Source organism: Mycobacterium sp. TY814, assembly GCF_030755175.1.
Taxonomy (GTDB): Bacteria; Actinomycetota; Actinomycetes; order Mycobacteriales; family Mycobacteriaceae; genus Mycobacterium.
Genome location: NZ_JAUFRY010000003.1, coordinates 527341 through 551765 on the forward strand (window position 1 = coordinate 527341; position 24425 = coordinate 551765).

The window sequence follows — 24425 nt, forward strand, 5'->3', positions numbered from 1 at the left end:
CCACCGATGCGCATCGAAGTGGCCGATTACCCCGGACCGGCGCAGGTCACGGATGGAATTCTGGTTACCAGAGACTAGCATGCGAGCGGTCTGCTCCCCCTGCTGAAAACCAGCTGACCTGCACGATCGTCCTGGGCGGGAGCGGCCGATTCCAGGATTTCGGCTAGGGTCGGGCAGATGTCTGTCGCACGATCGGCCAAAAGGTTGCTCGCGCCCGCGGCGAAGACCGTCGCGCCACATATGTTCTGGAAGCGCAAATTCAAGATCCTGCAACGACTCGGGGAGTCGCGTCCGGATGTGGTGCTGGTGGCCTCGCTCTGCGACCCTGACCGGGTGTCGCTCGATATCGGCGCCGACGTCGGTGAGTTTTCGATCGCGATGCTGCCCTCGTCGCGCTCGGTGATCGCCTTCGAGCCGCGCCCCGCCCAGGCTCGCGAACTGGCGTTGATGTTCACCGCCGTCGGAGCGCCGGTGCGCATCGAGGCGGTGGCACTGTCCGACCAGCCCGGCATGACGGCGATGCGGGTGGTGGAATCCGACCCGGGCCGCAGCACGATCGACCAGCAGAACGTGCTGGACACCGCGGTCGGCGGCCCGGTCGCGACCATCGACGTCCCGGTCAAACGTCTCGACGACCTGAAGCTGGACAACGTCGGCCTGGTGAAGATCGACGTCGAGGGCCACGAACTGGCCGTGCTTCGCGGCGCCGTCAACACGCTGCGCCGCAACCGTCCGAAAATCGTCGTGGAGGCCGAGGAACGTCACCACGCCAACGCCGTCGCCGACATCACCGACCTGCTGCGCGGGCTGGGTTTCCGCGGCTATTTCTGGCTGGGCGATCAGCGCCGGCCCATCGAGGAGTTCGACGCCGCCGCCCACCAGGATCCGGCCAACATCGGCGGCGCCGAGGACGACTGGGCGCCGCGCGGCGTGTACGTCAACAACTTCGTCTTCGAACCGGCGGACGCCTGAGGGTGCCCTCCGCACGTGAGACAGCTCACACTTGCCGCTCCTTCTGTCACGGACAGCCGGCCGACGGTGTCTGAAGGGTGTAACCGCACACCGAGAAGGAGACAACGATGTCTGAACGACCGAATCCCACCGACCGGAAGGCGCACGTCGTCGTACTCGGCGGCGGCTACGCCGGGACGATGGCGGCCAACCACCTTCGGCTGCGTACCGACGTCGACATCACCCTGGTCAACCCGCGCCCGCAGTTCGTCGAGCGGATCCGGCTGCACCAACTGGCCGCCGGCACCGCTACCGCCACCGCCGACTACGGCACGCTGCTGGGCACGGGTGTCCGGCTGGTGGTCGACACCGCCGATCACATCGACGCCGCCGCGCGGCGGGTTCTGCTCGCCTCGGGTGCCGTACTGGACTACGACTATCTGATCTATGCGATCGGCAGCACCGGCGCCGCACCCGTCGCGGCGCCCGGCGCCACGGAGTACGCCCACGTCCTGGCCGAGCTGGAGGGCGCGCAGAAGCTGCGCTACGCACTCGCGGACCTGCCATTGCAGGCGCCCGTCACCGTCGTCGGCGCCGGCCTGACCGGCATCGAGGCCGCCGGCGAACTCGCCGAACAGGGCCGCGCGGTGACCCTGGTCTGCGGTGGGATCCTGGGGCCGTCGCTGAGCGGCCCGGGACGGCGTTCGGTCGCCAAGCAGTTGCGCAAACTCGGGGTGAACATCCTGGAATCCGCCACCGTCACCGAGGTGCGCTGGGATTCGGTCGCGCTCGGCGACGGCACCATGCTTCCCAGCGCAGTGACGGTCTGGACGGCGGGCTTCGGCGTCCCCGACCTGGCCGCACGCAGCGGGCTGCACACCGACTCGCTGGGCCGGCTGCTCACCGACGAAACATTGACCAGCATCAGCGACGAGCGCATCGTCGCCGCCGGCGACGCCGCCGCGCCCTCCAACCAGCCGCTGCGGATGAGCTGCCAGGCGGCCATTCCGCTGGCCGCCCAAGCCGCCAACACCGTGTTGTCCCGCCTCGCCAGAACCGCTCCGGCGCTGCTCAACCAGGCATTCACCGGGCAGTGCATCAGCGTCGGCCGCACCTTCGGCACCATCCAACTGGCCCGCACCGACGACACCCCGGTGAACCTGTACATCGGTGGGCGCACAGCGGCGTCGATCAAGGAGCTGGTCTGCAAGGGCACGCTGTGGGGCCTGCGCAAGGAAGCCGCCAAGCCAGGCTGGTACCGCTGGCTCAAGGGTGGCAACCGGCCCGCGCGGCTGAGCGCGGACGAGCAGGCCGCACTGCGGTGACCGACGCATCGGACAGCAGCGGGCACGCGGAACGCTTCACCCTGCTGCGCCCGCTGCTGTTCACCATCGCCTACGAGATTCTGGGGTCGGCAACCGAAGCCGACGACGTGCTGCAGGACAGCTACCTGCGGTGGGCCGACGTCGACCTGTCGACCGTTCGGGACACCAAGTCCTACCTGGCCCAACTGGTCACCCGGCAGGCGCTCAACGCGCTGCGGGCCCAGGCGCGCCGCCGCGAGGAGTACGTCGGGCCCTGGCTGCCCGAACCACTGCTGCTCGAGGACCAGGACGCCTCGGCCGATGTCGTCCTGGCCGAGTCGGTGTCGATGGCCATGCTGATCCTGCTGGAGACGCTGACCCCGGACGAACGCGCGGTGTTCGTGCTGCGGGAAGTCTTCGGCTTCGACTACGCCGAGATCGCCGAATCCGTCGGCAAGCCCGCGGCCACGGTGCGACAGGTCGCCCACCGGGCGCGCGAACACGTGCACGCGCGGCGCAAGCGCTTCGGGTCGGTCGACTCCCGGCGCAACGCGGAGATCACCGCACAGTTCCTGGCCACGGCGGCCAACGGTGACGTCGAGGCGCTGGTCGGCATGCTGGCCCCGGACGCCGTCTGGATGGCCGACGGAGGCGGCAAGGTCAGCGCGGCCCGCAAGCCGGTGGTAGGTGCCGAAAAGGTGGCCAGGGCCATCGTCGGCCTGCTGCGCAAGACGCACGCGCAGCTGCATGTCGAGACGGTGAACTGCAACAGCGCCCCCGCGGTGGTGCTGTACCTCGCCGGCCAGATGGAGGGCGTCATCACGGTCGAGATCGTCGACGACAAGATCACCAACTTCTACGCGATGCGCAACCCCGACAAGTTGGTGGCGCTGGGCAACGCCCGGCAGATCAGTCGGCGCTGACCTTCGGCTCGTGCCGGAATCCCCCGTTCTGACAAGCTAGAGCGGTGCGAATCGACCGGCTGGGCGATCTGGGTGGCGCGCCGCAGGTGCTGCGCGCCATCGGCCGCGCCACCAGCCGGCTCGGCTTGCCGCCGCCGGCCGCACTGACCGGTGAGTGGTTCGGAGCGCTGGCCGTGATCGCGCCCAGTGTGCCGGTGCGCCCGGTTGCGGCGGGCGAGGTGTTCTCCGCCGGCACCGAGCCGACGACAGAGTCCCAGCTGGGTGCGGTAGGCGGGGGCTGGATCGGGTTCCTGTCTTACCCCGACGCCGGAGCCGACGGGCGGCCCCACCGCATTCCGGAGGCCGCCGGCGGCTGGACCGACTGCGTCTTGCGCCGGGATCGGGACGGACAATGGTGGTACGAGAGCCTGTCCGGTGCGCCTCTGGCGGCCTGGTTGGCCGATGCCTTGGCGCCAACCCCCAGAACGGCACCCACGTGCCAGATCGAATGGGTGGCCGGGGACCGCTCAGCACACCGCAATGGTGTGCTGGCGTGCCTGGAGGCGATCGCGGCAGGCGAGGTTTACCAGGCTTGTGTGTGCACTCAGTTCACCGGGACCGTCAGCGGATCGCCGCTGGACTTCTTCATCGACGGCGTGGCCCGGACCTCCCCCGCCCGGGCCGCGTTCGTCGCTGGACCATGGGGGGCGGTCGCCTCACTTTCGCCGGAACTGTTTCTGCGCCGCAGGGACGACGTGGTGACGTCCAGCCCGATCAAGGGAACGCTGCCGCTGGATGCCTGGCCGTCGGCGCTGCGGGCGTCGCCCAAAGAAGTCGCCGAGAACATCATGATCGTCGATCTGGTCCGCAATGACCTTGGGCGAGTGGCGATTACCGGTACGGTAACCGTTCCCGAACTGCTGGTGGTGCGGCGCGCACCCGGAGTGTGGCACTTGGTGTCGACGGTGTCGGCGCAGGTGCCCGCCGAGCTCCCGATGGCGCAGCTGCTGGACGCCACCTTCCCACCGGCGTCGGTCACCGGAACCCCCAAACTACGTGCCCGCCAGCTTATTTCGCAGTGGGAACGCAATCGTCGCGGAATATATTGCGGGACAGTCGGAATGGCATCACCAGTGGCGGGCTGTGAACTCAACGTGGCAATCCGCACCGTCGAATTCGACGCACTCGACAATGCCGTGCTGGGCGTCGGCGGCGGCATCACAGCAGACTCCGACCCGGACGCCGAGTGGGCCGAGTGCCTGCACAAAGCCGCGCCCGTGGTAGGGCTGCAAACGTCCGCGACGGCGAGCCGGGTGAGTTAGCTCAGCAAATCTGCGAACGCATAGTTGACTGGTGCGAATTTTTCCGATCGGCCACATGGGCCGCCGGGTACGCATAAGCTTCTGCCATCGACGCGTGTCTTTCGCGCGTCAGACGCGAGGGGTTCCGAAGGGTCGGGAGAGGATTGTCATGAGAGTTGCCATCGCGGGCGCTGCGGCTGCCGCCGTGTTGGGTGGTGCGCTGGCGGTTGCGCCGTTGACGATCTCCAACCAGAGCCGGACGACGGTCGGCGGGACCTGCAGTGCAGGTCAGCAGTGTGACAAGTTGGCATCGGTCCTCATGCCCGAAACCGGCAAGCCCCCCGCCGCAACCTCCGGTGGTGCCCCGTCGGCCCTTGAGCCGCCGCAGCCACCATCGTCGGCGGTAGCGCCCCGTCCGCCCGCCGAGCCGGCGGCCTACACGCCTCCGGGTCCGTCGCCCGCCGGACCGGGGCTGCTGCCCGGTTCGGACAACACCGTCACCCCCGCCTCGCCTCCCGCCAGCGCGCTGCCACCGGGCTTCGACCCGAACGCCGCGGCGCTTCCCGGCATCGGTGACGTTCCCGGCATGGGCATCCCCGGCCTACCCGACCTTTATGGCTATGCCGGCGGGGTTGCCGGCCTGGCCGGCGTGCCTTACGGGGTGAACGCGGCCTCCGCCGTCGTCAACGGCGTCCTCGGCGTCGGAAACACGGTCGCCAGCGTGGTGTCCACCAGCGCGCTCGCCGTCACCTACGTGGTGTTGGCCTATAACGCCCTGCAGTCCTCGGGCATCCTGCCCGCGGCGCAGGGCACGATCAACTCGCTCAGCTCGATGCTGCTGCCCTCGGCAGCCGCGGCCCTGCCGGCCGCCGCCCTGCCCGCGCTGAGCCTGCCGGGCCTGCCCGCCCTCAGCATCCCCGGCCTGCCGGGTATCTCGCCTGCGGGTCTGATCGGGCTGGCCGCGGCCGGTGGCCTGCCCGGCATCAGCCTGCCGGGCCTGCCCGACATCTCGCCGGCGAGCCTGATGGCGCTGGCCTCGTCCGGCCTGCCCGGCCTGCCGGGTGTGTCGCCGACGGACCTGCTGGCGCTGGCCGCCGCCGGCGGTATCCCGGGTCTGCCGAGTCTGCCGGGGGTGAACCCGGCCGCGCTGGTTGCCGCCCTGCCGGCGATCGCCGCCGGTATCCCGGGTCTGCCGCCGCTGCCGGGGATCGACCCGGCTGCGCTGGCGGCCGCGTTGCCGGCCCTGACCGGTGGCGGTATCCCGGGGGTCAATCCCGCGACGCTCGCGGCGGTGCTGCCCGCACTGCTCGGCGGTGCGCCGGCGCTGCCGGGTGTGGACCCGGCCACGGTGCTCGCCGCGCTGCCGGCCATGGCCGCCGCGGCCGGCATCCCCACCTCGCTGCCCCAGGGTCTGCCCCCGCTACCGCAGGGTCTGCCCCCGCTGCCGGCTCCGCCGCCGCTGCCCGCGCTGCCGGCGATTCCGCACCCGCCGCTGTGCCCGATCCCAGGCGGCCCCTGCTTCTGAGCAAGAGGCCTGTTCCTGGCTCTTCCTAAGCCTCTGGCTCCGTCTCGCGACGGGACTTGAGCACAGCGTCGTAGAGCTGTCGCGACCGCACATCCGGGTATCCGGCGGCTACGTGGCTGCACGCGTCCTTGATGCGGATGCCACCGGCCACCAGATTCTCCACCTCGGCGACCAGGTCGCCGACCAGCGTCGACAGATCGGCCCGCGGCGTTGCCCCGGCCAGCACGACGGTGACCTCGCCGAGCACGCCGTCGGCCGCCCAGGCCGCCAGCTCGTCGAGTGATCCGCGCACCACTTCCTCGTGCACTTTGGTCAGTTCCCGGCAGATCGCGGCCTGCCGGGCGCCGCCGAGCTGCTCGACCGCGTCGCGCAGACACGCTGCCAACCGGCGCGGGGATTCGAAGAACACGCAGGTGCGCCGTTCGTCGGCCAGGCCGGCCAGCCAGGTGCGGCGCGCCGATCCTTTGCGGGGCGCGAAGCCCTCGAAGCAGAACTTCTCGGCCGGCAGCCCGGACACCACCAGCGCGGTCGTCACCGCCGACGGGCCGGGCAGGCACTGCACCGGCAGACCCGCCTCGATGCAGGCGGTGACCAATCGGTAGCCGGGATCGCTGATGATCGGCATCCCGGCATCGCTGACCACCAGCACGGTGGCACCGGAACCGATCGCGTCCACCAGCGTCCCCACCCGGGTGCTCTCGACCCGGTCGAACAGGCTGAGTACCCGGCCCCCGATCGTGACATCGAGGGCCTTGGCCAGGTTTCGCACCCGCCGGGTGTCCTCGGCGGCTACCACATCGGCTTCGGCCAATGCTTCGATCAGGCGTGGCGACGCATCCGCAGGCTGCCCCAACGGCGTCGCACCCAGTAACAGGCGCCCAGTGGTCATGACGGACAGCCTACGATCGACGTGATGACCGCCCCGCCCCAAGAAACCTCCATCCGCGAGGCCGGCCCTGACGCGGAGGTCGGCGTTGGGCGCGCGGACCCCGGCCCGTCAGCCACGGTCAGCCCGGCCCCCCTGGTGCCCGTCGCCGACTTCGGGCCGGTAGATCGGTTGCGCGGCTGGCTCGTGACCGCCGTGATCGCCGTGCTGGCGACGGCGACCCGCTTCCTCAATCTGGGCTCGCCGACCGACTCGGGCACACCGATATTCGACGAGAAGCACTACGCCCCGCAGGCCTGGCAGACCCTGCACAACCACTGGATCGAGGACAACCCGGGGTTCGGGCTGGTCGTGCATCCGCCGGTCGGCAAACAGCTGATCGCGATCGGTGAGGCGCTGTTCGGTTACACCGGAGTGGGCTGGCGGTTCACCGGCGCGCTGCTGGGCGTGGGTCTGGTGGTGCTGGTGACCCGGATCGTGCGGCGCATCAGCCGGTCGAGTCTGGTCGGCGGCATCGCCGGGGTGCTGGTGATCTGCGACGGAGTCAGCTTCGTGACGGCCCGGACGGCACTGTTGGACGGATTCCTCACGTTCTTTGTGGTGGCGGCCTTCGGCGCGCTCGTCGTCGACCGGGACCAGGTTCGCGCGCGGATGCACAACGCCTACCTCGAAGGGCGCTGCGCCGAGACGGTGTGGGGTCCGCGGCTGGGGGTGCGCTGGTGGCGCTTCGGCGCCGGGGTGCTGCTCGGCCTGGCCTTCGGGACCAAGTGGTCCGGCCTGTACTTCATCGCGTTCTTCGGCGTCATGTCGCTGGCCTTCGACATCGCCGCCCGGCGTCAGTACCAGGTGCCCCGGCCCTGGCTGGGAACGCTGTGGCGCGACCTCATCCCGTCGCTGTACGCATTGGTGCTGATCCCGTTCGCCGTCTATCTGGCGAGCTATGCGGGCTGGTTCGCCTCGGAGACGGCGATCGACCGCCATCAGGTGGGCCAGACGATCGGGCCGAACAGCGAAGTGCCGCTGCCCGACGCCATCCGATCGCTGTGGTACTACACCGCGAAGGCTTTCCACTTCCACGCGACCCTGACCAATTCCGCGGGCAACCACCACCCTTGGGAATCCAAGCCGTGGAGCTGGCCGATGTCGCTGCGGCCGGTGCTGTACGCCATCGACCAGAACAATGTGCCCGGCTGCGGGGCGCAGTCCTGCGTCAAGGCAGTGATGCTGGTGGGCACCCCGGCGTTGTGGTGGCTGGCGGTACCGGTGCTGCTCTACACCACATGGCGCATGGTGGTACGCCGCGACTGGCGCTACGCGGTGGTGTGGGTGGGCTACTGCGCAGGGTGGCTGCCGTGGTTCGCCGATATCGACCGGCAGATGTACTTCTTCTATGCGGCGACGATGGGTCCGTTCCTGGTGATGGGCATCGCGCTGATCCTCGGCGACATCCTGCACCAGCCGGGACAGAACAAGGAGCGACGCACGCTCGGGCTGATCCTGGTCTGTTGCTATGTGTCGCTCGTGGTGACGAACTTCGCCTGGCTGTTCCCGGTGCTGACCGGTCTGCCGATCTCGCAGCAGACCTGGGATATGGAGATCTGGCTGCCCAGCTGGCGGTGACCTTTTCGCGCCGAAATTGCCGTAGCGGTCGCGTCTCGCCCGCTTGTCGCGACCGTGGCCGCAATCTCGGGGACGTCAGGTCGCGAATCCGCGGGCTGCCAGCGCGTCCCGCACGCGCTCGAGGATGCGGCTGGGCCGGTCTTCCTTGACCACCCTGACGACCCGCCAGCCGAGATCTTCGACCATCTCCCATCGCCTGATGTCTTTCACGTACTGCCCGCGCTCGGTGCGGTGCTGGTCGCCGTCGTACTCGACCGCGACCATCGGCCCCTCCCAGCCCAGATCCAGATACGCCAACAGGTGGCCTGTCGCGTCCCGCACTGGGATCTGAGTGGCGGGTCGCGGTAGGCCACCGTCGATGAGCAGCAGCCTCAACCAGCTTTCCCGCGGGGACGCAGCGCCAGCGTCCATCAGGCACAACGCTTTTCGGCATGATCGCGTCCCCCTGGCCCCCTGGTATCGACCGAACAGCGGCTGCACGTCGTATTCGACCAGCCCAGTCGCGGCGCACAGTGCGTCGAGGTGCCTGACGGCCAGGTTGCGCGGGAGGTGCCGGCCCAGATCGAAAGCCGTTCGCGCCGGCGTCGTCACGGGGACGCCGGCCAGCTCCGTGATCTCCTCGGCGATGATCCGTTCCCGGCGAACGATCACACCGGGCGGCGGATGATTGAAGGGGCCTAGCAGCTCGACCGGCGCGAAGTCGTCAACCCACTTCGCTCCGTGCAGTGCCGCGGCCGCACGACCGGTGATGACTCCCCGGCGGCCCGACCACAGCCATGCCGCAGAGATGTTGTCCCACAGCGTCCTGGATGCGTCTTTCGGCAGATATACGTCGTGATGGATTTTTCGGTAGTTCCAACGCAATTGGCCGCGGGTGAGCGCGCCGCCGGCGAGCGCTTCGCTGCCGCGAAAGACCTGTGACACGTGCCGATCGTGCGGGAATCACCTCAGCTCGCCCAGCCAGTAAGCGGTGCGGGCTGTTGATAACCCGCTACGACGGCGCGAGGGTCACCCAGATTGCCGCCGCGGCTGCGAAACCCACCGCTGGTGCGACCCTCACGGCAATCTCGGCGCGACAACGACTTAGAGCGGATCGCGGGCGGCCGGGCAGGACATGCACCGTGGCCCGCCGCGCCCAGTGCCCAGTTCCGAGCCCGAGATGGTGAGCACCTCGATGCCGGCGTCACGCAGCCGGGCATTGGTCGCGACGTTGCGCTCATAGGCGACGACGACCCCCGGCGCCAGAGCAAGAGTGTTGTTGCCGTCGTCCCACTGCTCGCGTTCGGCGACGACGGGGTCGCGGCCGGTGTCGATCACCCGAAGTTTCTCGATGCCGATCGCGGTGGCGGCCGCCTCCGCGAACGGTTCGGCGTCCGCGATCACCACACCGGCCGCGGTGCGCCGCAGGGTGAACGCCGACAATGTGTCGACGACGTTGGCATACATCACCACCGTGTCGGTGTCGACCATCGTGCAGACGGTGTCCAGGTGCATCTGCGCGCGCTTCTGGGCGATCGGCACAGCGAGCACGGTGTGCGCCAGATCGTCGTCGAAGAGGCTGCGCGCCAACGCTTCTGCGCCCGCCGGCGTGGTCCGCTCCCCTACGCCTACCGCAATGACGCCCGGAGCGAGCAGCAACACATCGCCGCCCTCGACCGGGGCCGTGCGCGACTCGTAGGCCCGCCGCACGCCGGTGAACCGCGGGTGGTGCGCGTAGATGATGTCCGTCAGCGAAGCCTCGCGCCTGCGCGCCCGCAACGCCAGCGACGGGATCACCACCCGGGGCCCGATCCAGATCGACGAGTCGCGGGTGAACACCAGGTTCGGCAGCGGTTCGATGACGAAATCCGCGCCGTGGTGCATCCGCAGTACCAGCGACACGCCACTGCGGGTGCTCGGCGGGAGTTCCTCGAAGGTCATGCCGGCGGTGAGCACGTCGGCCAGCGCGGCCGGCTCGAGACCTCTCAGGTACTCCGAAAGCTGTTGCGCCAGAATGGGTCCCAGCCGTCGGGCATCGACCGCCGCTGCCACGCCCTGCATCCGCGCGGCACCGCTGTGCTGCAGCGCCTCGGTCAGCAACTGCGACAGCAGCAGCACTTCCACACCGCGGCTGCGCAGCAACTCGGCGAACTGGTCGTGCTCGTCCTGCGCCCGCGCGACCCAGGGCAACCCGTCGAACAACAACTGGTCGTTGTTGCTGGGGTTGAGCCGGCACAGTTCCGCACCCGGGCGGTGCAGGATGGCAACCCGCAGCGCGCCCACCTCGGAATTGACGCCCAGCTCCACACCCACAGATCAAACCGTAGCCGCGCGGGCCGTATCGGGCGCGCCACACGCCGGATGATCGAACTGGTGTGCGATAGACTGGGGTCCGTGGCGATCGCGGCTCAGGGCTCGCTCTTCGAGCACAACGAACGCAGGCAACTCGGTGACGGCGCCTTCATCGACATCCGGGCGAACTGGCTGCGGGACGGCCCGTTTGACGGGCTCGAGCTGCTGCAGGCGCTGCTGCGCACGGTGCCCTGGCGGGCCGAACGCCGGCAGATGTACGACCGGGTGGTCGACGTACCCCGGCTGGTCAGTTTCCATGACTTAGCGGTCGAAGCTCCGCCGCACCCCGCGCTGTCCCGCCTGCGCCGCCGGCTCAACGACATCTACGGCGGCGAGTTAGGGGAACCCTTCACCACCGTCGGTTTGTGCTGTTACCGCGATGGGTCGGACAGCGTGGCCTGGCACGGCGACACCATCGGTCGCAGCAGCTCGCAGGACACCATGGTGGCGATCGTCAGCCTGGGCGCCACCCGCACCTTCGCGATGCGCAGACGCGGCGGCGGCCCCTCTCTGCGATTGCCCCTGGCCCACGGTGACCTGCTGGTGATGGGCGGATCGTGCCAACGCACCTGGGAGCATGCGGTTCCCAAGACCACCGGGGCAGCCGGCCCACGGGTCAGCATCCAGTTCCGGCCCCGCGACGTGCGTTAGCCGCGGACCGCACTGACCGCCTTGACCAGCAGATCACGCGCCCGCTGGGTATCAACCTTGGCCACCGGCTGTCCGGGCACCACCAGCGGGTTGGCGATCACGATCACCTGGTAGTCGCCGAATTGGGCGGAATAGTCGTAGAGCTCCCCGGTGCGCGGCGCCCCCTCGACCAGCGCCTGCAGCACCTGGTGCACGGCCTGGGTGTGGACGCCGTCGATCTTCGGGGCATCGACGACCTCGATGGCACCGCGCAGCTGGGCGCCGGAAAACCCGACTTTGGCGCAGTCTTTGCCGGGGTCGGTGAGCGGTAGCGGCTTGGAAGTCTCGACGGCGAGAGCCACGAAGCGGTTGCCGTTGCCCTCGGCGGAGATGGCGGCCATGTTGCCTTCGACCCCGGCCGGCATTTCGGGGCCGACGGCCGCCTTGGCGCAGTTCGCGGGGTCGAAGGTGAGCCCGTCAGGCAGCTTACGGGACGCGAAGAACTGCGGGTCGATCGCGCGCGGGGTGATGTCGGTGACCTTGAATTCCGGCCCGAAGCTCGACTTGAGGTCGGTGATTCTGGCGATGTCGCCCTTGGTGGAGCGCCCGGGATCGGCTCCCGGGGAGCAGCCGACGAGCAGGCACACCGATCCGAGTGCGAGCATCAGCTTCAACATCGTGGCCAATCTACCCAACCGTTTAGCCGCGCAGCGTCGAGACCGTTTTGACCAGGAGATCGGCCGCGAACTGCGGCGGCAGCGGTGGCAGCATCGATCCGGGATCGGTGGTGAGCGTGGTGAAGGCGTAGTAGTCGCCCAGGTAGGCGATGAATGTGTATGCCCGTGAATCGATTTCGCTACCAGACTCGACGGCCGCCCGGATGTCCGCAAGCATGCCGAGGGTTGTCGCGCCCTCCACCTGGGGGGCATCGATGAGCCCCACACTCACCACGGTGCGCCCGGCGGTCAGGTCCCAGTGCCCGCAGGCGGCCACGACGTCGCGCGGCAGTGCCGCCGGTGCGGCCACCACGACCGCGTCGACGATTCCGCCCGGCCCCGATCCGGAGACACCCTGAGCGGGCTGATCGCGGCCGGCCGCGGGTTCGGCCAGCGGGAGGCACTCCGGAGGGCTGGCCGCCGCGTGGTCGCCCAGACCCCAGATGGCGCGTGGCGACGGGGCGCGGGCGATGTTGGACACCTCGTAACCGGCCGGCAGCTCACGCCCCACGCGGCGGATGTTGCCGGGCGTGATCCCCGCAGCGTGCACGGTCGGAGTCGGCGAGGTCACCGACGGAGCGGGCGCGGGCGAGGCCGCGCAGCCCGCCAGCATCAGGACCGGCAACGGGCCAAACCAGAACGGCCGCATGCCCGTTCATATCACGCCGGGGCGGCTGCCACGGTGATCAACTCACCACCTCGATCACCTGCCGGGCGACTTGCTTGATCTGCTCCTCCATGGCGTGCCCGAAGCCGAGCTCGCTCGGCACGTCGATGACGGTGGTGATGACCCCGATGTCCTCGCGCTGCCAGACAGCGCCGTGCTGGTCCATGATGGTGCGCATCGGCAGGTTGTCGGAAAGCATTCGCGCAGAGAATCTTTCGACACCGTCCACCCGGGCGGCGACGGCCAGCGCGCCGATCAGGAAGGTTCCGATGCCCCGTCCCTGGTACGCGTCGGCCACGGTGAACGCAATTTCGGCGACCGTCGGATCGTTCTCGTCGCGCACGAAGCGGGCATCGGCGACCGGGTCGCTGCCGTCGACCATGACCCAGACGAAATGGTCTACGTAGTCGACCTCGGCCAGGTAGTGCATCATCGCCAGGCTGGGCACCCGCGCAGACATGAAGCGCCGGTAGATCGTCTCGCTGGAGAAATGAATATGCCCGTGTACGGTGCGCTCGCTGTCACCGGGGAGAACGGGACGCAACATCAGTTGGCTGCCGTCGCGCATCTGCACCGGGATCGGTGTTATGAAGGCCGCCAGACGCTGGCGGACGGTGCGGACCAGCCGGTCCATGATCCCGGGGACATGCACCATCTGGGTCAGCGCCTCTTTGCCGCCGATCCAGCCGGTCACCGGTTCCAGCGTGGTGACCGTCGCGGTACGCGGGATGTCGCGGAGCAGCGCGATCTCCCCGACGATCATGCCGGGCACCAGTTGTTCGACGATCACCGTGTCGTCGTCGCCGACGTGCATCACCTCGGCGCTGCCGGAGTTGATCAGCAGAAAGGAGACGGCCTGCTCCCCCTGGCGCATCAGCATCTGCCCGGCCGGGGCCTGCAGCGGGGCAAGACAGGACGCCAGTGGTAGTAGATCCTCGGCCGGACAACCCTTGAAGATGTCCATTGCCGCGAGTTCTTCGGCCCCCACGCCGCTCAATTCGGCCATCCCGTCCATGCTTACCCGTTTTGGGCCCAGCTTTGGGTCCGATCCGCCTCAGGTTATGGCGTCAGCCACCGCCCCTGCAAGGAGTCCGCAGGCGCTCGCATTAGCCTGGCAGCAGGTCGCCGGCAAGACGTGAGCCTCCCGAAATGGACCAGAAATGATCGATAACCAGGACCGGGTCGAACTGACCCGAAGTCTGCTCAGCAGGCCCGCCACGCTGCGGCACGGCTACCTCGACGTGCTGGGCGAGTCGACGGCCGCCCCGGTCCCGACGTTTGCGCAGCGCGCCATGAACAGCCCGTTCGTCGCGGCGGTCTACGAAGGGCTGTGGCGGCCAACGTCCTTCTACCTGGCCAGCGGCGTCACCACCCAGGCCGAGGAGCGCCGCGCGGCCTCGGCGCTGCACCTGCGCAGCGCCACGCGGCTGCTCGACGTGGCCTGCGGGCCAGGCAATTTCACCGCACCTTTGGCCGCTCAGCTGTCCACCGGAAGCCTCGCGGTGGGCTTTGACATCTCCGAACCGATGCTGACCCGGGCCGTGCAGGACAACAACGGGCCACGGACCTGCTATGTCCGCGGCGACGCACGCGACTTGCCGTTCGGCGACGAAACCTTCGACGCGGTGTGCTGTTTCGGCGCGCTGTATCTGATACCCGAACCGTTCCGGGTGGCTCGCGAGATGATCCGGGTACTACGGCCCGGTGGTCGCATCGCCATTCTGACCAGTTACGCCGGCCAGCCGCCGCCGATCAACCTCGCGCTGAACACGACCGCACGCCTGATCGGACTGACCATGTTCGACAAGGACGCCTTCGTCGATCTGTTCAGCGAGGCTGGCTTGACCGACGTCGAACAGCAGACGCAGCGGGCGCTGCAGTTCGTCACGGCGACCAAACCGGCCTGACGCTAGGACGCAGCAGCCTCGCAGACATCGAACAACCGGACCAGTACTTGGTAAAACTTCATCAGGCGGCGCGCCGCACAGTCTAGTTCGACGCTGTCAGGACGGTGATCACGTCGCGCAGCGGGTCCGGTGAGGTCGCCATCTCCCCCAGGAAGGGGTGCGAGAGCTCGAGGACGAGGAACAGGTTCACGGCCACCAGCACACCCACGGTCGCGACCATCACGCTGTGGATTCGCGGGTGCTCGACGCCGTAGATGATCGCGCAACTGAGCACCAGCCCGCTGGTCAGCAGGATCACCGTCCATAGCGCGAATGACGGCCCCGTGTTGGTCTGCGCCTGCATCACCCGCTCCGTGCGCGCCTTACTCATCTTGTCGAGGGTTCCGAAAGATGTTGCCAGGAAGGATTTCTGGTTGTCGTTGTGCGGCTGCACCTGTTGGTATGCGAGGTAGACGCGCTGTAGCGCCTTGTCGGCCGGTGGGTATTCGTAACCACGGACCGCCAATGGCCACTCGGTCAGCGCGGCGCGCTCGTAGTCCAGCAACGCTTGTCTGATTCGATCGGCGTCCGGCCCGTCGAACGCCGTAAGGTCCCTGGCCAGCTGAATTCCGGCGGTGCCCTCGTCGCGCGCCTGGCCGTCCTCGGTATTGATCTGGCTCCACATGCCGGAGACGACGAACCCGATGAAGAACGCGTAGACGAAGCCGACGACGCCGTACGCGAACCGCGTGGCGTCGTTGTGATCGCCGTCGGCGAGCTGCGGGTACTTGCGGCGGACGAGTTTGCGGGCCAGCACCGCACCGCCGGCGATGCAGATGACCAGCACGATCAGCAGCAGCCACGATGGAACATTGGCGACGATCCAACTACTCACTCGCCCCACTCCTTCCCCCAACGCACCGACTCTAACCAGTAGCGTTGACCCGTGGCCGATTTCTGGAGTGCGCAATGAGCGTCGCGGGGTTCGTTCTCGGCGTGGTCGCCACCGTGCTCGCCGTGGTGTCGCTGGGCTGGCAACTGATCGGCTACCGCAATCAGCGACCCCGCCCGAAGCTCAGGCCGGTGATCGGGCGGCTCACGCCTGACGGGCTGGTGACCAACGACGCGAGTTCCGACGTGCGCGAGTCGCTGGCCGCTGTCGCCGACCACCTCGAGGACGTTCCGCTGATCATCGGCGTGAAGGTGGTCAACGCCGGCAGGAGCCCGTTCCACGTCGCGGGCTGGGCCATCCGCACCGATCCCGACGGCACCTCGCTGGTGCCGGTCGAGAAGCCGATCGCCGGCGCCGACGTCCCCCACGAGATTCCGCCGCAGGGCAATGCGGTCTTCCTCACCGAGTTGCGGCATGCGCAACGGTTCGCCAGTGCCGCCAACAACGCCGCGGGTTCGGAGGACCCACCGCCGCGCATCGTGCTGACCGTGTCCTCGGGCACGCGCACCTATCGCACTAAATCCATTGCGCCAGAATTGTTTTCACTCGAATCAGAGTAGCTGCGAGTCTGCCGGTTCGTGCGTCGCCGGCAGGCCCACCATGGCGAGGATGTCGTGTGCGACACCACCCGGAACCGCTACCAGGGTGCACGTCGTGCGTTGCCGGTCGGCAAGATCGCACGCGTCGGCGAGCACGCTGACGGCGGCGGAGCCGAGGTGGGTGACCGCACTCAGATCCACCTGGATAGATCTGGTGCCGGCCCGGCTGCGCACCGAGAGGACCTCCCTCAGTTCGGGGGCGGCGAGCGTGTCGACGTCACCCACGACGACGATGTAGCCGTCCTCGGAGGTGCCGACGTCGAACGTCGTGGGCGCGCTGACCCGTGGGGCGGGCACGGCCAGCTCGGTGTAGACCGATTGCCGCGTCAGGATGTGGGTGGCGGTGGCGGTGGTGCCGTCACCGCTGTGCGTGACGATCGTGTCAGGCACGGCCGCTCGCGCAATCGCCAGACCACGGCCCCGGTGGGCACCGCTCTCCGCATCCTTCCAGGTGCCGGAATCGGCCACCACGACGCGCACCCGGCCACCGAAGTCGAGTTCCGCATCGATGGAGAAGTCACCCGGCGATGCTGAGTCGTAGGCGTGTTCGGCCACGTTGGCGACCAGTTCACTGACGGCGTGCACCAGGGACTGGGTGTTGCCGGCATCGGCGCCCATCCCCGCCAGCCACTGACGCAGCGAGGCCCGGACGGTGCGCTCGGCGGTCTCATCGGCCCGGCTTTCGATGTGCAATGCCGGCGGCGGTGTGCGGCGCTGGGCGGCCAGCAGGGTGATGTCGTCGCTGTAGCCGGTGGTTCGCACCAGCAACTCGACCGCGTGTGAACACAGTCTGTCCACGGGCGTCTCGGCAGGGTCGAGCGGAAACGGCTTCCCGCTCGCGACGCGCGCCGTCACCTCGGCCACTTCCGCGGCACTGGCGGCAAGATCGCGACCCGGCCGTTCGATGATTCCGTCGCTGTAGAGCATGACCAGGTCGCCGACCGCCAGGGTGGCCTTCCGGGTGCCGAAACCCCGCCCGCCGCCCAGGGGGCCCGATCCGGTGCTTTGCAGATACTGCGCCTTGCCGCGCGCGGGAATGACGAGCGGCGGCGGATGCCCGGCGGTGCAGTATTCGAATTCCCCTGTCGCCGTGTCCAACCGGCCGACGCACAGGGTGGCCGACTTTGCCCCCGGTATCTCCGCGACAAACCGGTCCACTGCCGCGAGGCTATCGAGAATGCCCGCGCCACTGTGGAATTGCATTCGCACCGCGGTACGCAGCTGTGCCATGACCGCCGCCGCTTGCACGCCGTGCCCGACCACGTCGCCGACGACCAGCAGCAGTCGCCCGCCGGGGTCGGTGAGGGCGTCGAACCAGTCGCCGCCGGCCGCTGTGTCCTGGGTCGCCACCAGGTAGGCGGCGGCGATCTCAGCGCCCGGCAACACCGGCACGCTCGGCGACAGCAACACCCGCTGCATGACGCCGGCGGCAGCACGCGCCGACTGGTAACGGCCCGCCATCTCCCGGGCCCGTTCTTCCGCCGCCAGCCGAGCCTGTACCGACTCGGTGGTGTCGGCGCCGACGATCACGACACCTGTGATCTCCCCGCGCGAATCGCGTTGGGCGACCGCGGTGATGTTGACGAACCGCTCCCGGACCCCGCTGCCGTCCAGATCGACCTGGACACGCACCTCGGCGACGTGCAGTGGTTCCCCGGTCTGATAGACCCGGTCGTACATGTCCAGGATGCCTTGCTCACGCAGCTCGGGCCCGAAATCGTCGGCTGCCACGCCCAATAGCGCGTTCGGGTAGAAGGCGCGGTGCGCGGCGTTGCAGGCCACCAGCCGCAGCTGCGGCCCGGCCAGCGCGCACGCGATCACCGGCAGGCCGTCGAAGGTTGCACGCACCGTCTCGTCGTCACCACAGGGGCGGCCGACGTCAGGATCGGTACTCATCGCAACCCTTGTACCCCTTGCGCTGTCTTCTCAAATCGGCAGGGGATGCCGCCTAGCCGCGAAGCGTGACGTGCGGACTCTGGCCGTAGTGCTGCCGATAATAGACGGCGAAGCGACCCAGGTGGCCGAATCCCCAACGACGGGCGACGCCACCTACGGTCGCCGTCGCCTGGTCGCCGGTGACGAGGTCGAGATGAGCCTGATGCAGCCGGACGCGGCGGACGTATTCCATCGGCGTGCAGTCGCGGTGCTTGCGGAACATGTACTGCAGCGCGCGCGGTGTGACATAGACAGCCCCCGCGATGTCGGCGAGCGAGATGTCGGTGTCCGCGTTTTCCTCGATGAAGGCGATGGCACGGCGTAATAAGACGGGAGTGCTGTCGCGCCGGTCCGCAGCGATCGGTTCCAGCACCGCGGTGTTCGGAAACGTGGCCAGCATGCTGGCCGCGATGTAGCGCTGCGCCGTCCCCACGACGAGCGGATTACGTTCCGCATCAGAGTCTGTAGCCACCGTTGAGCGCACGTGGTCCAGGGCGGCCACCAACTGCGCGCCGGCAGCCGGGAATATCGGCACCGAACCGGTGAGCCGCACGTGGTCCTCAGAATCCGGCGAATCCGCAGCCACATGGCTGAGCAGGGCCCGGTCGACCGAGTACAAGTCAGTACTGGCATGGCGACACATCCCGATCAGCGACTCACCCGCGATGGCGCCGAACGCCCCGACCTGACCGGCCCGGAATCCCTCGAAGGCGCCGCGATCGATCCGCGCGTCGATGCCGCCCGACCGCACCCGCACGAGCAGGATCCGCTCCGGGGGGACCATGGCGTAGCTGAAAGTGAAGTCGAAATCCGCGACGTCGACACTCACCGATCCGACCATCGCACGCTCTATGCGGCTCCTGGTCGGGACACCGTGCTCACCGACAGCCATCCGGACACGCCCGAAGCTGGCGCTGACGACCTCCTCGGCTTCGCCGAGGTCGGCGGTGTCGAGCAAGACAGTGAACATGTGCGCGGGCTTTCGACGTAGACCACTACCGCGGCTTCGTGTGGAACCGACGAGATCATTATCCAACAAGCGTTGTGTTAATCCATAGCGACCTGCCGCGGCGCAAACTTCACTGACAGGTGTCATTGACGGCCGTCAGTGAACAGGCGTAGCGTCTTCGCATGGTTTCCGCTCCGCCGTCCGCCAGGGAGGCTCGGCGACTCGAGACGCGGACGCGATTGTTCGACGCCGCCCTGGCCGAGATTTCGGGCCGGGGGCTGGCCGCTGCCGATGTCAGTGCCATCGCCGCTGCGGCGGGGGTGGTGCGTGGCACGTTCTATTTTCATTTCCCCACCAAGGAGCACGTACTGGTAGAGCTGGAGCGCAACGAGGAAGCACGGATCGCCGACGAACTCGCCGCGGTCGAGGGCGATCTGGAATCGGTGCTCAGGCGACTGGTCCAGCGCGTGTTGGACGCCGAAAGCCGTTTAGGCACAGTTGTTTTCCGTGACATGCTGGGCCTGCACTTCGCCTCGACCCATCCGGCCGATAACGATCTGGCCCAGCATCCGCTCCTTGATTTTCTGACCGCCGTAATCAGCCGGGCACAACAGGCGGGGGACGTCTGTTCGGATGGCGACCCCGGAGAACTCGGAACCTTTTTCCTCACCGGGCTTTTCGCCCTGCTCGCCACCGGGGCGCACGACGCCGCACTGTTACGCCGTTATGTGGCAACAATTGTCAAAGGAATGGAGAAGCGATGAACCGCAACGGGATCGAAGGCTACCGGGAATTCCTGGCCAGGCGTGACGGCGAAGCCGACCTGCTCAACCGAAAGCTCGCGAACCGCGAGCAGTTCTTCCACGACCTGGAAGCCAACCCGGTCCGGTCCGTACACCCCGCGGATCGCGCGACATTCCTGCGCAATCTGCGCCGCCGGCGGCCCGAACCCGGGCTGGACAGGAAAATGCTGTTCCTGCTGGCGACCGCCAAACTGAACCAGGCAGAGCGCTTCGGCGTCGGGCTAGGTGAAACCTACGGGCGCAACAGCGACGAGAACCTGCCGCCGGAGAACGTCTACCTCGAACTCGAGGAGCACTACCACACCCGGCTGCTGGCCTACGCGCTCGACGTCTTCGATCTGGCGTTTCAAGTCGTGCCACCGCCTTTCGTGATGCGGCAGTTCGTCAAGACCGGCGTCTTCATCCCTCAACGGCTCGGCTTCATGTTCGTCGGAGCCGCGGAGATGGCCGGCTGCGTCATGTTCGACGAGTTGCGGCGGGCCGGGGCAGAGTTGTTTGCGGACGAACCTGAGGTGGCAGCTCGTATCGAACTGCTCTACAGCGAGATCCTGACCGATGAAATCGGGCATGTCGGGTACTGCGCGTCACGCTGCACCGCCGGCGAGCGGGCGGTGATGCGGCGGATCTATCCGTGGATCGGCCGGCTGTTCGCCCGCCAGACCGCGGAGATCAGCCTGTTGGTCGACGTCAAGGCGCTGCACGCTCGGTTGGACCGCCCGTTTGATGTCGACGAGCTGACCGCCGGCCTAGACAACGAGACGTACCTGGTGATGCATCCATGACCTGTTTGCTGCGGGTCGACCTGTTGGCTCGCAACCAGGTGTGACCAAAGTCCCTAATCCACGGGACGTGTGTCATCGGATCGTCGCGAGGCGGGCGGTGATTCGAGCGGGCGGGCTTACCCTCTCAAAACGGTCTTGAGGGTTCTTCTCGCAGATGGGCCGCCCGCTCGCAGTAGGGGGTCACGATGTCATCTTTTGTGTTCGCCGCGCCCGATGAGTTCGCCGCAGCGTCTTCCAGCCTTCGCGACCTGGGATCGTCGATCAGGGCGGCCCATGCGGCCGCGGGTGGCTCGACGATGTCGATCGTCGCGGCCGCTGAGGACGAAGTGTCGGTGGCGGTCGCGACGTTGTTCGGTAGTTACGCCCAGCAATTCCAGGCGCTCGGCGCGCAGGCGTCGCTGTTTCATTACCAGTTCGTGCAGTCGCTGAATAGCGGTGGGTTCTTGTATGCGGCCGCTGAGGCCGCCGGCGCCTCGCCGCTGCAAGCGGCCGCGTCTGCGGCCGCGGGGTTAGAAGACGCCATCAATACTCCGGTCCAGCAGCTCACCGGACGTCCGCTGTTTGGGCCCGGCACCAATGGGGCACCGGGCACCGGGCAAGCCGGTGGGCCCGGCGGATGGCTATGGGGCAATGGCGGTGATGGCGGGTCGGGCACGCCGGGTACGGCCATTAGCCCCACCGGTGGCAGTGGTGGGGCCGGCGGGTCAGCCTTCCTGTTCGGCTCAGGCGGTCACGGCGGTTCGGGCGGGACCGCCTATGCAGCCAGCGGTGCCGCCGGCGGTACCGGAGGGAACGGTGGCGCCGGTGGGCTGATCTTCGGCGGCGGCGGGGCCGGTGGTGTCGGCGGGCTCGGTGCGGCCGGTTCTGCAACCGCGGCAGCAGGCATGGGCGGTCACGGCGGGGCCGGCGGCACCAGCTATCAGCTCTGTGGAGCCGCCGGCGCCGGTGGTGCCGGCGGGCAGGGTGGCTACGGCTATGACGCGACCGCCGACCCGATGGCCGCGCCCGGTGCGTCTGGCGGCCGTGGCGGCCCAGGCGGGGTCGGTGGTGTCGGCGGCCACGCGGTCGGGCTGTTCGGGAGCGGCGGGGGCGGCGGTGTCGGCGGGGACGGCGGCGTGGGCGGCACCGGCGCGCAGGGCGCCTCAGGCACGCAGTTCGCCTCGGCCGGTACCGGCGGTCATGGCGGTGACGGTGGCACCGGTGGCGTCGGCGGGGCCGGCGGTTCCGGCGGATTCTTGGGGTCCGCCGGCGCCACCGGCGGTGCCGGCGACGGCGGCAGGGGTGGCACTGGCGGTCTGGGCGGAGCCGGGACTTCCACGAGCACCGGCGCGGCCGGCGGCACCGGCGGCCGGGGTGGCCTTTCCGGCGGCGCCGGTGGCACCGACGGCGCTGGCGGGGACGGCGGCAACGGAGGCAGCGGCGGGGCTGTCGGTACCGGTGCGACCGCAGGCATCGGCGGGGCCGGCGGCGCGGGCGCCGCAGCCACCAGCGGAGGGCCAGGCTACGGCGGCGGTGGCGGCGGTGGCGGCGGGGGGGCCAGGGTGCTACCCAGCAGCGCCGGCGCCACCAGCGGTACCGCCACCGGCGGTGACGGTGGCGCCGGTGGCGCCGGCACCACCGTGGCCGCGGGCGGGGTTGGCGGCTCCGGAGGCAACGCAACCCTCGCCGCCAGCGGCGTCGGCAGCTCCGCCAGTGGTACCGCCACCGGCGGTGTCGGCGGGGCCGGCGGCACCAACGACGCCAGCGGTGGCCGCGGAGGCAACGCCACCCTGAGCGCGAGCGGGGGCGCCACCATCACCGGCACGGCCATCGGCGGCGTCGGGGGCGCGGGCACCACCAGTGGCCGCGGCGGTGGCGGCGGTGGCGGCTACTTCTTCGCCAGCGGTGCTGGCAGTTCCGGTAGCGGCACCGCCAGCGGCGGCGACGGGGGCGCGGGCACCAATGGCGGCCGCGGCGGCTACGGGGGCGGCTCCCGGATCGGCGCTTATAACGGCGGCACCGCCACAGGCACGGCCACCGGCGGTCTGGGGGGCGCAGGCACCACCAACGGCCGCGGCGGCGGCGGCGGGTTCGCGATTGTCACCGCTTACGGCGCGGGTAGCAACGCCAGCGGTAGCGCCATCGGCGGCGCTGGAGGTGCGGGCAGCACCGGCGGCTACGGCGGCAACGGAAACTACGGCGGAATCAGAGGCGCCAACGGCGGCACCGTCACCGGCGGCACGGCCGCCGGCGGTGACGGAGGCGCGGCCACCAACGGCCGCGGCGGCTACGGAGGCAGGGCCACCGTCCTGGCCGGTGGCGCGGGGAGCTCAGTCACCACTGGCACCGCGACTGGCGGGGTCGGAGGGGCTGGCAGCAACGGCGGCATCGGCGGCGCCGCAAGCAACGCCCTGATCAACGCCACCGGGGGCGGCACCGTTTCTGGCAGCGCCACGACCGGTGGGGACGGCGGTGCCGGCATCGACAACGGCGTCGGCGGCACCGGCGGCCAATCGTTCTTCACCGCCAATGCCGGCGGCACCATCACCACAAGTACCGGCACCGGCGGCACCGGCGGTAGCGGCACCGGCCTGGGCAGCACCGGCGGTGGGGGTGGCGCCGCCGACCTGACAGTTCCCCCTCCCGCCGTTGTGACGGGAGCGGTCGTCACCGGAACGCCCGGCGTGAATGTGCCGTAATAGTGTTCCCTGACAGCCTCACACGACCCTCAGCCCGTCGGGAATCCTCTCCGGGTCGCGCCAGAAGGCGTCGTGGATGAAGCGGTTGAACAGATCCGGCGGTAATAACGTGTCGCGCGGTTCGGCCCTGACGGTCGGGCGCACGGTGTGCAGTCCCGGTGTCCCGGCGCGCTCGTCGAACTCGGTGACGTCGTACTCGACATGGCCGAAGTCGTGGTCGAAGACCGGCTCACCGAGAAACGAGTAGATGGCCTGCATCGCCCTGGCCGGGTCGGTGCTCAGGGTTTCGTACTGCAGCAACAGAAGTCGATCGCGTTGCGCGCCGTAGCATGCCTGCCGCAGGGCATCGTAGGGCCCTCCGACCATGCCATCGGGCGCCACCACACTCGTTGCGCGGCTGAAGACCGTGCCGCCGGCGCTGTAGTTGAAGATCGACGACGGGCTGAAGACGTTGCGTTGGATCAATCGCTCGATGCTGTCCACCACCCACTGCAGTTCACGCACGCAGGCAATCACTTTCGCCTCGGGAAACAGCCGCGCAATCGCCGGCATCCATGCACACCAGCCGCGGTTGGTATCGAAGATCACCTCGGCGGTGGAGTCCGCATAAAAATCTTCGAATAACCCGCGCAGGATTCGCTCTCGCTTGGCGTCGTCGATGAACACCGAAAATTCGTTGCGCCCGCCCATTTCGTCGAGCAGCGCGCCGAACAGGCCGGCCAGCGGACCCGACATCCCCGCCTGGAACCGCGGATTTTGGCGCAGCAACGCGGCCAGCAACGTCGAACCCGAGCGCGGCAGACCCGAGATGAAATGGATGGCTACCACGACAAGCCCCGCCTACTTCCCGCACCTAGATGCCCTGCGACCTGTAATCCGTGCGATGCCGTGATGCTAACGGATTGAGAATTCCGTAATCGGCTGATTGCACATGGACGCGGCCGCCCACCACGAGCCAAGCCCGTCACCATCGGGGCCGGCGCACCAGCAAAGGAAGTACTGCGCGAT

The 24425-nt window shown here is 68.8% G+C and carries 22 protein-coding genes; 12 read left to right on the forward strand and 10 right to left on the reverse strand.

Annotated features, from left to right (window positions below):
• Positions 1-177 precede the first annotated feature (177 nt).
• The 5 genes from QXH22_RS23645 to QXH22_RS23665 all read left to right on the forward strand — a co-directional run bounded on the left by QXH22_RS23645 (position 178) and on the right by QXH22_RS23665 (position 5983).
• Positions 178-972, forward strand: a complete 795-nt coding sequence (locus QXH22_RS23645) for an FkbM family methyltransferase (RefSeq protein ID WP_306277186.1) — start codon at positions 178-180, stop codon at positions 970-972.
• 107 nt (positions 973-1079) lie between these two features.
• Positions 1080-2276 carry an NAD(P)/FAD-dependent oxidoreductase gene (locus tag QXH22_RS23650; protein ID WP_306277187.1) on the forward strand — a complete coding sequence of 399 codons (1197 nt, stop codon included), beginning with the start codon at positions 1080-1082 and terminating at the stop codon, positions 2274-2276.
• On the forward strand, positions 2273-3178 hold the full coding sequence (locus tag QXH22_RS23655) for an RNA polymerase sigma-70 factor (RefSeq protein WP_306245805.1): 906 nt from the start codon (positions 2273-2275) through the stop codon (positions 3176-3178). Before QXH22_RS23650 ends, QXH22_RS23655 begins: the two co-directional genes overlap by 4 nt.
• A gap of 44 nt (positions 3179-3222) precedes the next feature.
• Positions 3223-4479 carry an aminodeoxychorismate synthase component I gene (locus QXH22_RS23660; RefSeq protein WP_306245807.1) on the forward strand — a complete coding sequence of 419 codons (1257 nt, stop codon included), beginning with the start codon at positions 3223-3225 and terminating at the stop codon, positions 4477-4479.
• Positions 4480-4627: 148 nt separating this feature from the next.
• Positions 4628-5983: a hypothetical protein gene (locus QXH22_RS23665; RefSeq protein WP_306245809.1), complete on the forward strand. Its 1356-nt coding sequence runs from the start codon at positions 4628-4630 to the stop codon at positions 5981-5983.
• Positions 5984-6008: 25 nt separating this feature from the next.
• Here the strand turns inward: QXH22_RS23665 and rsmI are convergent, their stop codons facing one another.
• Entirely contained in the window at positions 6009-6872 is an 864-nt protein-coding gene (gene rsmI, locus QXH22_RS23670) for a 16S rRNA (cytidine(1402)-2'-O)-methyltransferase (protein WP_306277190.1), read from the reverse strand.
• 24 nt (positions 6873-6896) lie between these two features.
• Here rsmI and QXH22_RS23675 point away from each other — a divergent pair, with 24 nt between their 5' ends.
• Entirely contained in the window at positions 6897-8489 is a 1593-nt protein-coding gene (locus QXH22_RS23675) for a dolichyl-phosphate-mannose--protein mannosyltransferase (RefSeq protein WP_306277192.1), read from the forward strand.
• Between the two features lie 75 nt (positions 8490-8564).
• Here QXH22_RS23675 and QXH22_RS23680 read toward each other — a convergent pair whose 3' ends face one another.
• Positions 8565-9413, reverse strand: coding sequence for a hypothetical protein (locus QXH22_RS23680; RefSeq protein ID WP_306277194.1), 849 nt, complete (start codon positions 9411-9413; stop codon positions 8565-8567).
• 159 nt (positions 9414-9572) lie between these two features.
• Positions 9573-10781, reverse strand: coding sequence for an arginine deiminase (gene arcA, locus QXH22_RS23685; RefSeq protein ID WP_306245815.1), 1209 nt, complete (start codon positions 10779-10781; stop codon positions 9573-9575).
• Between the two features lie 81 nt (positions 10782-10862).
• On the opposite strand from arcA, the gene QXH22_RS23690 reads away from it, so the two are divergent.
• Positions 10863-11471, forward strand: a complete 609-nt coding sequence (locus QXH22_RS23690; protein WP_306245817.1) for an alpha-ketoglutarate-dependent dioxygenase AlkB — start codon at positions 10863-10865, stop codon at positions 11469-11471.
• Here QXH22_RS23690 and QXH22_RS23695 read toward each other — a convergent pair.
• Genes QXH22_RS23695 through QXH22_RS23705 form a run of 3 tightly spaced genes read right to left on the reverse strand, consistent with a single transcriptional unit; the run spans position 11468 to position 13848 of the window.
• Positions 11468-12127, reverse strand: coding sequence for a DUF5642 family protein (locus QXH22_RS23695; protein ID WP_306277195.1), 660 nt, complete (start codon positions 12125-12127; stop codon positions 11468-11470). The genes QXH22_RS23690 and QXH22_RS23695 overlap by 4 nt on opposite strands.
• 22 nt (positions 12128-12149) lie before the next feature.
• Positions 12150-12815, reverse strand: coding sequence for a DUF5642 family protein (locus tag QXH22_RS23700; protein WP_306245821.1), 666 nt, complete (start codon positions 12813-12815; stop codon positions 12150-12152).
• A gap of 37 nt (positions 12816-12852) precedes the next feature.
• Positions 12853-13848 carry a GNAT family N-acetyltransferase gene (locus QXH22_RS23705; protein WP_306245822.1) on the reverse strand — a complete coding sequence of 332 codons (996 nt, stop codon included), beginning with the start codon at positions 13846-13848 and terminating at the stop codon, positions 12853-12855.
• Positions 13849-13993: 145 nt separating this feature from the next.
• Between QXH22_RS23705 and QXH22_RS23710 the strand changes: the two genes are divergently transcribed.
• Complete coding sequence (locus QXH22_RS23710) at positions 13994-14740, forward strand: class I SAM-dependent methyltransferase (RefSeq protein WP_306245824.1); 747 nt, start codon at positions 13994-13996, stop codon at positions 14738-14740.
• Positions 14741-14822: 82 nt separating this feature from the next.
• Here QXH22_RS23710 and QXH22_RS23715 read toward each other — a convergent pair whose 3' ends face one another.
• Positions 14823-15614 carry a DUF4239 domain-containing protein gene (locus tag QXH22_RS23715; RefSeq protein WP_306245826.1) on the reverse strand — a complete coding sequence of 264 codons (792 nt, stop codon included), beginning with the start codon at positions 15612-15614 and terminating at the stop codon, positions 14823-14825.
• Positions 15615-15688: 74 nt separating this feature from the next.
• Here QXH22_RS23715 and QXH22_RS23720 point away from each other — a divergent pair, with 74 nt between their 5' ends.
• On the forward strand, positions 15689-16231 hold the full coding sequence (locus QXH22_RS23720) for a hypothetical protein (RefSeq protein WP_306277196.1): 543 nt from the start codon (positions 15689-15691) through the stop codon (positions 16229-16231).
• On the opposite strand, the gene QXH22_RS23725 is transcribed toward QXH22_RS23720, so the two are convergent.
• Entirely contained in the window at positions 16223-18166 is a 1944-nt protein-coding gene (locus QXH22_RS23725; RefSeq protein ID WP_306277197.1) for a SpoIIE family protein phosphatase, read from the reverse strand. The two genes, QXH22_RS23720 and QXH22_RS23725, sit on opposite strands and share 9 nt — an antisense overlap.
• A 52-nt stretch (positions 18167-18218) precedes the next feature.
• Positions 18219-19175, reverse strand: coding sequence for a helix-turn-helix transcriptional regulator (locus tag QXH22_RS23730; RefSeq protein WP_306277198.1), 957 nt, complete (start codon positions 19173-19175; stop codon positions 18219-18221).
• A 161-nt stretch (positions 19176-19336) separates the two neighbouring features.
• On the opposite strand from QXH22_RS23730, the gene QXH22_RS23735 reads away from it, so the two are divergent.
• From QXH22_RS23735 to QXH22_RS23745, 3 genes are all read left to right on the forward strand, one after another.
• Positions 19337-19918, forward strand: a complete 582-nt coding sequence (locus QXH22_RS23735) for a TetR/AcrR family transcriptional regulator (protein ID WP_306245835.1) — start codon at positions 19337-19339, stop codon at positions 19916-19918.
• Entirely contained in the window at positions 19915-20739 is an 825-nt protein-coding gene (locus QXH22_RS23740) for a hypothetical protein (RefSeq protein WP_306245837.1), read from the forward strand. The genes QXH22_RS23735 and QXH22_RS23740 overlap by 4 nt, the downstream gene beginning before the upstream one ends.
• Positions 20740-20924: 185 nt before the next feature.
• On the forward strand, positions 20925-23417 hold the full coding sequence (locus QXH22_RS23745) for a PE family protein (RefSeq protein ID WP_306277200.1): 2493 nt from the start codon (positions 20925-20927) through the stop codon (positions 23415-23417).
• An 18-nt stretch (positions 23418-23435) separates the two neighbouring features.
• Here QXH22_RS23745 and QXH22_RS23750 read toward each other — a convergent pair whose 3' ends face one another.
• Positions 23436-24245, reverse strand: coding sequence for a sulfotransferase (locus tag QXH22_RS23750; protein WP_306245841.1), 810 nt, complete (start codon positions 24243-24245; stop codon positions 23436-23438).
• Between the last annotated feature and the right edge of the window lie 180 nt (positions 24246-24425).